The organism is Chamaesiphon sp., assembly GCF_041737865.1.
GTDB lineage: Bacteria > Cyanobacteriota > Cyanobacteriia > Cyanobacteriales > Chamaesiphonaceae > Chamaesiphon.
This window is the reverse complement of record NZ_JBGSQZ010000039.1, coordinates 1-11,170: the sequence shown is the minus strand read 5'-3', so window position 1 is coordinate 11,170 and position 11,170 is coordinate 1. Positions and strand designations below refer to the sequence as shown.

At 48.8% G+C, this 11,170-nt stretch carries 8 protein-coding genes; 6 read left to right on the top strand and 2 right to left on the bottom strand.

Features of this window, described 5'->3' with window-relative positions; all coding sequences use genetic code 11:
• The first annotated feature begins 199 nt into the window (after nt 1-199).
• The gene (locus tag ACEW9J_RS02675) at nt 200-355 is read left to right on the top strand and encodes a hypothetical protein (protein WP_373543602.1); all 156 of its coding nucleotides are present in this window, start codon (nt 200-202) and stop codon (nt 353-355) included.
• A 165-nt stretch (nt 356-520) separates the two neighbouring features.
• Nucleotides 521-928: a KTSC domain-containing protein gene (locus ACEW9J_RS02670; RefSeq protein WP_373543601.1), complete on the top strand. Its 408-nt coding sequence runs from the start codon at nt 521-523 to the stop codon at nt 926-928.
• A gap of 29 nt (nt 929-957) precedes the next feature.
• Here ACEW9J_RS02670 and ACEW9J_RS02665 read toward each other — a convergent pair whose 3' ends face one another.
• The gene (locus tag ACEW9J_RS02665) at nt 958-4,251 is read right to left on the bottom strand and encodes an efflux RND transporter permease subunit (protein WP_373543600.1); all 3,294 of its coding nucleotides are present in this window, start codon (nt 4,249-4,251) and stop codon (nt 958-960) included.
• Between the two features lie 209 nt (nt 4,252-4,460).
• Nucleotides 4,461-5,873, bottom strand: coding sequence for an efflux RND transporter periplasmic adaptor subunit (locus ACEW9J_RS02660; protein ID WP_373543599.1), 1,413 nt, complete (start codon nt 5,871-5,873; stop codon nt 4,461-4,463).
• Nucleotides 5,874-6,144: 271 nt separating this feature from the next.
• Here ACEW9J_RS02660 and nadA point away from each other — a divergent pair, with 271 nt between their 5' ends.
• From nadA to malQ, 4 genes are all read left to right on the top strand, one after another.
• A complete protein-coding gene (gene nadA, locus ACEW9J_RS02655; protein ID WP_373543598.1) occupies nt 6,145-7,107 on the top strand; it encodes a quinolinate synthase NadA in 963 nt (320 codons plus the stop codon).
• Nucleotides 7,108-7,461: 354 nt separating this feature from the next.
• Nucleotides 7,462-7,779 carry a hypothetical protein gene (locus tag ACEW9J_RS02650; protein ID WP_373543597.1) on the top strand — a complete coding sequence of 106 codons (318 nt, stop codon included), beginning with the start codon at nt 7,462-7,464 and terminating at the stop codon, nt 7,777-7,779.
• Nucleotides 7,780-8,088: 309 nt separating this feature from the next.
• Nucleotides 8,089-9,333: a tryptophan synthase subunit beta gene (trpB, locus tag ACEW9J_RS02645; protein WP_373543603.1), complete on the top strand. Its 1,245-nt coding sequence runs from the start codon at nt 8,089-8,091 to the stop codon at nt 9,331-9,333.
• A gap of 175 nt (nt 9,334-9,508) precedes the next feature.
• Nucleotides 9,509-11,005 carry a 4-alpha-glucanotransferase gene (gene malQ / locus ACEW9J_RS02640; RefSeq protein ID WP_373543596.1) on the top strand — a complete coding sequence of 499 codons (1,497 nt, stop codon included), beginning with the start codon at nt 9,509-9,511 and terminating at the stop codon, nt 11,003-11,005.
• Nucleotides 11,006-11,170: the final 165 nt, after the last annotated feature.

The window sequence follows — 11,170 nt, the reverse complement described above, 5'->3', positions numbered from 1 at the left end:
TTCGCTTGGCGTGGTCGCGATTTGTTTTCCGCTTTTTGGGCATTGGTCAAACTCAGTTCTAACTCTGTGCTAGTCTGAGTTTGACATCTTTTCTTTCCCCTCTTGACAAACCTCGACTTTTCTTAACTTGTCACGCATCGGGTGCCCCGCCTAGCACTAAAGCCGCAGCAGCGTTCATCCCCACCGTTGAAACGGGGGGATGAACGCCCGCCTTTCGGTAAATTCTTTGCTAATCCGTCATGCCCGCATCCTCTTGGCTGATGGGGAATGGCTAGTACTAGACGGGTTATCCGGTTTAGACGATCGTCAATGGGCATATTGTCTACGAACAGGGGACGATTCGATCGCAGATTAAAGGCAAGGCTTTGAGATTTGATAACATCACCTGAAATCTCCACAGCTAAAAGATATCAAAACTCGATCCCGATCTAGTGACTACATTGTTGTGCAAGTCAAAATATGGTACAATAGTACTATGCAGTAACTGACGATCTCACTTCTAGCAGGAGCAAAAACTCAGATGAAGCTAAGTAAAATCGATTTAAGCAGCTTGAGAGCGATCGCGCATGATGAGAATGGACTCAAGCTGCTAATTGAGCGCGAAGAGGAGATCGAATATATTGAAATTTCCGCTCCATTAGCAGCTTATGAAGGCTTGCAGCTACTCGATCGAATTATTGCCTCTACTACTGCGATTGAGCCTGGGGAAGAACCGATTGAGATGTTACCCGCCTGTTCGACAATGGCTGCTCAAGTCGGCTACGATCGCGATCGCGAGATCCTGCAAATTGAGTTTAACAGCGGCGCAGTCTACCAATATTCAGCAGTCGAGCCAGAAATTTGGGAAGACCTCCAAGCGACTGATTCGATCGGGAGCTTTTATAATCAAGAAATTAAAGGCTATTACCCATCCACCAGAATCGATTGATTACAGTCAGATCGGTAATCGATCTAATTCTAGGACTTATGACTGGACTTTACTAGCGATTTAGTGCGATCGACTAATTTGCCAATCTTCACTCGCTTGAAGATATCGTGGAGCAGCACGTAAAAGCAAGGGATGATAAATAGCGTTAGCATGGTGGCTAGAGTCAAGCCAGAAAAAACGACAATCCCCAATGGCTGCAAGAATTCTGACCCTTCGCCGATCCCTAGTGCGAGGGGAAATAGTCCCAGCACGGTGGTGACAGTAGTCATCAGGATCGGGCGGAGGCGTTCGGGTGCGGCTTTGAGGATGGCGGTGGGTCGATCGAGTCCTTCTTCTTGACGAATCTGGTTGGCGGTTTCCACCATGATGATCGCGTTATTGACGACAATCCCGACGAGCAATACCGCACCGACAACGACGGTAATGCCGATCGCGGTTTGGGTGACATATAAGCCTAATAATCCCCCAACTAGTGCTAAGGGGACGGTCAAAATAATTACCAGCGGATCGATAATCGAGTTGTATTGGACTGCCATCACCACGAATACCAAAAAGGCGGCTAAACTGCCGAGGGAGACTAATGCGCTTTGGAGTTCTTGATTGGTTTTTCCCGCATAGCTGGGCAGGAGGGTCACACCAGCGGGTAGCTTCAGCTCGGAGACGACTTGCTGGACTTCAGTGAGGGCGGCACCTAGACTCGCTCCTCTGTTGAGGTTCCCCGCGATAATAAATACTGGGCGTTGGTCGATGCGTTGAATCTCCCCTGGAGCCTGTCCCTCGGAAATCGTGGCAACATCGCTCAATCGCACTAAGGAATTGTTGTTGACAAATAGTGGGAGTTGTGCGAGCTGAGATGGCTGTTTGAGTAAGGATTGGTTCAACCGGACGCGGACATCGACTAGCCGCTCGCCCCGCTGTAGCTGGGTCGGCACAGAACCTTCGATCGCGGTTTGAATCGTGCTACCGATCGATTGAGTGGTCAGACCCAACTCGTTGGCACGTTCCCAATTGGGGCGAATTTGGATTTCAGGCTGGCGATCGTCGGCATCGGGACGGAAAGCGGATAATTTGACTCGATCGTCCAGTGCTGCCAATACTTGCCTTCCGGCTTGTCTGAGGACTTCAGCGTCTTGCCCCTGGAGGACGACATCGACTTCCGCGCCGCGCACTGGTGAATTATTTAAGATCAGACCGCGTACCGATCCGGCAGTTACTCGCACCCGAATTCCAGCTAAGTTAAGCCGATTTAGTTGCTGGGTGGTGCGCTCGGTAAATTCCTGCACGTCGCTACCTGACTTGAGGGTGACACTACCCGTACTGCGGGAGGGATTGGAAGATACGGTATTGGCAAACAACGAACCGCCAGCGGTGGTAAACACATATTCGGTTTCTGGTTGTTTGAGCAGTACATCGTCAACCGCTGCCATCACGCGACGATTGGTAGCTATTGAGATCCCTGGTGGAAATTGGACGGAGACATTCGCCTGTCCCGTACTAATGCGGGGGAGAATTTCTTGGGGAATCTGCCCCGCCATAAGTGCGCCACTACCGCCCAAGAGGACGAATGCTGTGACGACGACGATCGCAGGATACCGGATGACTTTGGTGAGAATATTGCCATACGATCGCGTCCCACCTTCGAGCCGCTGATTGAATGCTCGTAATACCCACAGCCGATTTAAGCCACTCGATCGCTCGATCGCAAATAACCGCGCTGACAGCATGGGGACGACAGTCAAGGCGACAATTAGTGAAGCGGCTACCGCAAAGCAGATCGTCAGAATGAGTTCATTAAATAGTAAGGAAATAAAACCACCCACCAGGATGAAAGGTAATACCGAAACTAAGTTGGCAGCCGTAGAGGCAACTAGGGAGGATTCTACTTCCTGACTACTAGCTTCGACAGCCGCGATCGCACTACTGGCATAATCATCGCTACTAGAACCATTCTGGCGGCGATCGAGTTTGAGGGCTTCGATCCGTTTGCTGACATTTTCGAGAATTACCACCGAAGTATCGATCGCTTGTCCGACACTGATTGCCAATCCTCCCAAACTAAAAATATTCAGAGAGAAACCGCTTAACTTCATCACGATCGCGGCGGCTAAAGTACACAGCGGAATCGTCAAGGCGATAATAAATGTCTGCCGCAGCGAACCCAAAAAGATAAATACCGAAATCGCCGCCAGCAGTGCACCAGATAGCCCCGACGTAATCACATCCGCCAAAGAGTTGCGGATGAACACTGACTCATCTAACGTCGGCGTAATGACCATATCCGCTGGAATCGTCCCCGATCGTCTTAACTCCTCAATCTTCAGTTTGACTGCCTCTACGACCGATACCGTATTGGCATCAGGCTGTTTCTGGACGCTGATTTTGACTGCCTTGTTACGATTGAGACTGACGAATACCCGCTCTTCTTCGGTACCATCGGTGACTGTGCCGAAATCCCGTAGATAGACTTGCTGCGCTGGGGCTGGTTGGGTAGTTGGCGTAGCAGTGGTAGTTGTGGTGGTGTTCGTCTGAGCAGTGCTACTAGCAGTCGCTTGTCCCCCACTGGCAAACGCCAGATCGCGGATCTCACTCGCATTCCCAAAGCGTCCGACTGCGCGGGTGAGGGGTTCGGTACTATCGCCGCGAATGCGTCCGCCAGAGACATCTTGGTTGCGCTGGGTGAGTTGCTCTAGGACAGTGGGTAAACTAATTCCGAGCGATTGGAGCCGATTGAGGTCGATATCGACGCGGACTTCTTCTTGCACGCCGCCAGAGACATCGGCTGAAGCCACCCCTTCGACGATACCCAGTTCGCGGGACAGTTCTTCATCAGCAAAGATGCGTAAGTCTACATCCTGGAGTGAAGGTGCTGTCAAAGCCAGTTCATAGACGGGGAGCTGGGAAGGATCGATTTTAAAGAGGCGGGGTTCTTCGATCGATTCGGGTAATTGGTTGCGGTTGCGGTTGAAGGCGGCTGTAGTGTCATTGAGGGCTTGATCGATATTACTGCCAGGATTGAAGTAGAGGTCGAGGTTGACTTGTCCTTCGCGGGTTTGGGAGTAGATCTGAACCACGCCATCGGTGGTAGACAGGGCTTCTTCCAATGGTCGGGTAATTTCATCGATCGCGACTTCTGGAGAGATCCCTGGGGCTTCCAGGCGAACGCCGATCCGAGGATAGGTAATTGATGGGAGCAGATCTACGGGCAATTGGGTGATAAAAAATATCCCGACGATGATGACGGTGAGGGTCAACATCAGGGTGCCGATATACTGGCGGATCGATAGGGTACTAAGGCTGAAGCCGGAGGATGGAGGGTTTTGCATCTATTATTATAGGGGTGAGGAAATAGCTCTTCCAATGTTCCGGCTTCCTGCGGAAAAAGAGCCTACAGCAGATGAGTGACTTCGTTCGGATGGTGTTACCCCCAACCCCACATATATGAGGGGAGCTTTTCTTGCTCCCTCCCCTCGATCGGGGGAGGGCTGGGGTGGGGTAAAGGACTACGCAACAACTCCAATAACCCAGACGAGCTTCACTGAGTAGACAAAATACTCAATCGCACCGCTTCCCCATCTTTGAGCGGTCTACCAGCGCGGGAGACATAGCGTTCGCCAGGAGCCAGCCCCGATAGAATTTGGACTTTGCCATCGAGTTGTTGACCGAGGGCTACAGATCGAGCGGTAACTTGTGACTGTTCACCTTGACGGACGACTACAAATAGCCTCCCTTTGGTACGAGCTAGTGGTGTGGTCGGATTAGGGTTGGCACTACTTGGTGTAGGTTTGGCATTGGCTCCACTAGCGGGGGGTGGATTGTCTTGCAGAGCTGAGAGGGGGATGACAACTCGATCGACTGTCGGTTGCGTCAGGCTCACCCGTGCGAGTAAGCCGCTCCCAATTCTGCCAGTTGGATTGGGAATCGTCATTTCGACAGGTACTAGCCGCGAAGTGGGATTAGCCGCAGGTGAAACCCGTGTCACCTTACCAACAAATTGCTGATTGGGAAAAGCATCCAACCGCACCTTGGCAGCTCCACCCGATCGCACCTGTGCCAAATCGAGTTCCGAAACTTGCACATTTACCTTGGCTTGGCTAAAGTCGCCCAACCGCAGCAACTCATTCCCAACCTGGACGACGTTGCCCACTTCGGTCGATCGCGTCAACACCACCCCAGACAGAGGTGATTTGAGTACTGCATATGCTCGTCGCGCTTGCTGCTGGGCGAGTACTGCCTGTTGCGCTCCGATCCGACCATTAGCGACGACGATCGCCTGTTGCTGGACGCGAACCTTTTGTTGAGCCGATCTCAATACCTGTGCGGCGGTATTTGCAAGAGTACGCGATTGCTGTCCTTGTTGGGTAGATACAGCTCCGGCTTTGGCAAGACCATCATTGCGATTCGCATCAAACTGAGCTTGTTGAAGTTCTAGCCGCGCCTGTTCTACCTGAATTCTGGCATCGCTTACCTGCGACTGAAGTTGACTGATTTCTGTGCGCCGCGACGCCAATTCGGCTTCGGCTTCGGCTGTCGTCGCACTCAATAGCGCGTCATCGATTTCTGCCAAGATTTGACCCTGCTTGACACGATCGCCCACATCCACATTTAATTTTTGGAGTTGACCCTCTGCCTGAGCGCGAATCGCTACCTCCTGCAAGGGTTGAGTCGTGCCTGTATATTCTCTCACCGATTGTAAGGGCGCGATCGTCGCGATCGCCACATCCACAGCCGCCGTCTGACTCCGCCCCCCTGCCGCAGGTCGGGTAGTTTGAGCATCAGCATCATTTTTGGGCACAGAGCAGCCCGAAAGCGCGACCGCGAATATTACGACCGTCCCCAAACGCAACATCTGTGCTAAATTTTCCCCAGGAGAGGCTGCGCCAACGAACCGATCGATCTGAGATGACTTAGACCGTAGAATCGTCTGGGAAGTAACGCCAGCAATCATAATCATGTATTAGTATCAGATTGGGTCAATAACGGTCAAATTGTAACATCACTTGATTGGATAATTCTAACAATTTTTGATAATTGTGTGGATCTATCGAGCGATAGACCTTGGAGATCGAGAGTCGGCATCGATCGAAGACGAGTGCCTACTATGCGATCGAAGTCGCTGCCTCAAGAGCAACTCACATTATTCTACTTACTTCGCATTTTGGTAAAATCTACTATAATTAGAATAGATCGATCTAAATATCCCCATATTCACCACCAAAATGTTTGCCACCGCACGTCCAACTGCTAACCCAGATCGAATTCCTGTTGATGTTGTAGCGGCAATTCAGGAATTAAAACAATCGCTCAATGCCGTCATCCTCGCACATTATTACCAGGATTCAGAGATTCAGGATGTAGCAGACTTTATTGGGGACTCACTCGAATTGTCGCGGCGAGCTGCTAGTACCGATGCTGATGTTATCGTATTTGCTGGCGTTCACTTCATGGCTGAGACTGCCAAGATTTTGAATCCAAATAAATTAGTGCTACTACCAGATTTAGCAGCGGGCTGTTCGCTGGCTGATAGTTGTCCGCCCGCTGCTTTTACAGCATTTAAAGCAAAATATCCCGACCATATTGTGATTTCTTATATCAACTGTACGGCGGAAATTAAAGCTCTGAGTGATATTATTTGCACGAGTTCTAATGCTGTAAAAATTGTCAAGCAAATTCCACCAGAACAGGGAATTATTTTTGCACCCGATCGCAATCTAGGTCGCTATGTGATGCAGCAAGCAGAGCGGGAGATGGTATTATGGCAAGGAAGTTGTATCGTGCATGAAACTTTTTCGGAGAAGAAGTTGGTACAGCTAAAAATCAACTATCCTGATGCTAAAGTCATCGCACATCCAGAGTGTGAAGAAGCAGTATTGCGTCATGCTGATTTTATCGGTTCGACAAGTGCGTTATTAAAATATACAGCCCAGAGTCAGAGCGATCGATTCATTATCGCGACAGAGCCAGGAATTATTCACCAAATGCAGAAAGTTCAACCGCTGAAACAGTTTATCCCTGCGCCGCCGATTAATAATTGTGCTTGTAATGAATGTCCGCATATGCGATTGAATACATTAGAAAAATTATATCTGGCAATGAAGACTCGATCGCCAGAGATTACGATGGCTGAAGATGTCCGGCTAGCAGCTTTACGTCCAATCCAAAAAATGTTGGAGATGAGTTGAATTAATTGATAATTGATAATGCGTAGCCTCTAGCGACAGTATGCCCGCCATCTATGATTAAACTGCTCAAATAGGATCGCTATCATCTGCCGACTAGGTTTCGCTCCCTGGCTGAGGATAGCTGGTACGGATTAGGGCAACATTAGTAACGGTTACAAAAGAACATGACTATAGTCACGTTTTTTAATAAAAATATCGTGACTTTTGATAAGTAGAATCAGCTATGAAGTAGGACTTTAGATGGATGATAAATACACAGAGCGCGATCTAAAATTGAATCAATCTACTTAAATGTCCGATATTCAGCCTATTACTTTGACGAAAAATTTCACGTCACTATAGGATAGTTTATATATGTCAAAACTTACATCACTAGCGATCGGCTTACTGACTGCGATGGCGATCTTCCCAGCAGCTCAAGCGATGGCAGCTACTCACACAACTTCAACACTCCCAACACCATCGGCAGATCTTCAAGCCCAAGTTATTTTCAAGATCGGCCCTCAATACCGACGAGGATATGATTCTAACTGGGAGTATCGCTATCGTCGGGCAGAATGGGAGCGCAAACGTGAAGCTCGTGACCGCTGGCGGTCGGATTACTACCGCGATCGCGATTACCGCCGTGACGATCGACGAGATTATCGCCGCGACTACCGTTACTATCGCTAAATCAGCCTGGTGCAAGCATCTGAACCGATATCACCGAGCGATCGATAACCATCTAAAACTAGATGCGAGCGGCTGAAAAAGTAAATTTCGATCGCGATGAAGTAACACTTAGATCGGTGATAATTAGCCAAAAGAGGACGATCTAAACTAGATCGTCCTCTTTTCGATCGTGGATCGGTACGAACGAGCAGCGGTATAATGATCGATTGAGTGAGTCGCGATCGATCTCATCGCGATCCGATCGAGATTTCAACCGCGATCCATATACCACAAGCAAGCTTCGCCAGACACCCCACTACCAAAAACCTCATGACTCAAACACCCCTCTCACCCAGCCAAAATCGTCAGCTACCGCTTCAACAACCAGACAGTCTCGGTCGGTTTGGCAAATTTGGGGGGAAATATGTCCCAGAAACGCTGATGCCAGCATTACTGGAGTTTGAAGCTGACTACTATCGACATACCAAAGATCCAGAATTTCAAAAACAACTCGATGGACTACTCAAGGACTATGTCGGCAGACCTAGCCCGCTGTATTTTGCCGAACGCCTCACCGAACGTTATGCGCGTCCCGATGGCACTGGTGCCCAGATTTACCTCAAACGGGAAGACTTAAACCATACTGGTGCTCACAAAATTAATAATGCTCTGGCGCAAGTATTACTCGCCAAACGGATGGGCAAACAGCGGGTAATTGCTGAGACGGGTGCGGGACAACATGGAGTTGCTACAGCCACGGCCTGCGCTCGATTTGGGCTAGATTGTGTGATTTTCATGGGCGTTCAAGATATGGAACGCCAAGAACTCAATGTGTTTCGGATGCGGCTGCTCGGTGCCGAGGTACATCCAGTCTCGGCGGGAACTGGGACGCTCAAGGATGCGACTTCCGAAGCAATTCGGGATTGGGTCACAAATGTTGAGACGACGCACTATATCCTCGGATCGGTTGCTGGCCCTCATCCGTACCCGATGATCGTCCGTGATTTTCATGCGATTATCGGGCGGGAGACTCGCGAACAAGCGATCGAAAAATGGAACGGTTTACCAGATATTCTGCTGGCATGTATCGGCGGTGGTTCCAATGCGATGGGACTATTTCACGAGTTTGTCAATGAACCAACTGTGCGCCTAATTGGAATCGAAGCGGCTGGAGAAGGTGTGGATACCGACAAACACGCAGCAACGCTCACCAAAGGTCGTCCAGGCGTTTTACATGGGGCGATGAGTTATCTATTACAGGATAACGAGGGGCAAGTGACAGAGGCGCACTCCATTAGTGCCGGATTGGACTATCCTGGTGTAGGGCCAGAACATAGCTATTTCAAAGATTTGGGACGTGCGGAATACTACAGTGTGACCGATGTTCAAGCTTTGGATGCGTTTCAATTGTTATCCCAGTTAGAGGGTATTATACCTGCGCTCGAAACCTCCCACGCCATCGCCTATCTGGAAACTCTGTGCCCACAACTTACTGGTAGTCCCAAGATTGTCATCAATTGTTCGGGACGTGGTGACAAAGATGTTCAGACAGTTGCCAAGGTATTGAAATTTTAGTGAGTAGAGGGTAGGTAAGAAAAGGTATTCAGCGCAATCGACCGAAACAATTGACGAACCTGTAATAGACCTCCTGCGAAAGCGGAGCGATATTGGCTTTAAAATCGCTACTCTACCCCTTACCCCCTACTCACTATTCCCTACCCCCTACCCTCTACCCCCTACCCTCTAGCCCATGACTCGTTCCAGTGGAATTCTCCTGCATCCAACCTCATTACCTAGCCCATTTGGGATTGGGGATTTAGGTGAAGATGCGTACAAATTTATTGACTTTTTGCACGAAGCCCAACAGAAATATTGGCAGATTTTGCCACTAGGGCCGACAGGGTATGGAAATTCACCATACATGTGTTATTCGGCGATCGCCGGAAATCCATTATTGATTAGTCCGGTTAAACTCTTAAATGATGGATTACTCGCTCCAGCAGATTTAGAAAATCTCCCGACATTTCCGACTCATCGCATCGATTTTGCACTCGCGATCGAAGTTAAGGCTAAACTATTTCATATTGCATTCGATCGATTTCAAAACTTTGCCGATGCCGACCACAAATCTAGTTTCGACCAATTTTGTCAAAGTCAGGTTTATTGGTTAGATGATTATGCCTTATTTATGGCACTGCGAGAAGCACACGAAAATAAGAGCTGGCATCACTGGGAGTCAGAGTTGGTCAAGCGCGAACCAATTGCACTAATTCATTGGCAAAATCAACTCAAAAATCAAATTTCTTACCATAAATTCGTTCAGTTCAAGTTTTTTGAACAGTGGTCGGCGGTGAGAGATTACGCACGCGATCGCCAAGTTGAAATCATCGGTGATATTCCGATTTATGTCGCTCACGATAGTGCCGATGTCTGGGCAAATCAAGAATTCTTTGAACTCGATCCCGAAACAGGTGAAGCCGCACTGATGGCTGGCGTTCCACCAGATTACTTTAGCGAAACCGGACAATTGTGGGGAAATCCAGTTTATCACTGGGAAAATCTAGCACGTACCCAATTTAATTGGTGGATTCAAAGATTTGAATCGCTACTGAAATTAGTTGATGTGATTCGCGTCGATCACTTTCGCGGTTTCCAAGCATTTTGGGCAGTCGAACAGGGCGAAACTACAGCAATGAATGGGCAGTGGATCAAGGCTCCAGGTGCAGATTTATTTAATACCATTCAACAAAAATGGGGACATTTACCAATTCTCGCTGAAGATTTGGGCGTAATTACACCAGATGTCGAAGCTTTGCGGGATCAGTTCGGGTTTCCAGGGATGAAGATCCTCCAATTTGCATTCGGTTCGGATAATGGTAATTCGTTTTTACCGTTCAATCATGCACCTAACTTTGTTGTCTACACGGGTACCCATGATAATGATACAACTGTCGGCTGGTTTGAGAAATTAACAGGTGTCGAACGCGATCGATTATTGTTATATTCGGGCGGTGTTTGTCCAGCCGGAATTCACTGGGATATGATTCGCTTGGCAATGACTTCTGTCGCCAGTACTGCAATTTTCCCCCTCCAAGATATCCTGGGCTTGGGTGGTGCGGCGCGGATGAATTTTCCAGGTTTGGCAGAAGGTAATTGGGAATGGCGGTACGATCCGACAGTGCTCAATGATTCGATCGCATTGCGGTTGAAAAACTTAACAGCCATCTCTGGTAGAAGTAGTTATTAGACCTTCTGCGAAAGTAATTGAAGATTGGCTTGTGCTAACAACTCGATCTAATTTATCAAATTAAGTTGTTTTGAGCTATTTAAACTGTAGAACTACCCTCTACTCTCTACCCTCTGTCTTGATTCGCTGTCTTGTCGTTTTTTTATTCGGCGGCGTTTTATGCGG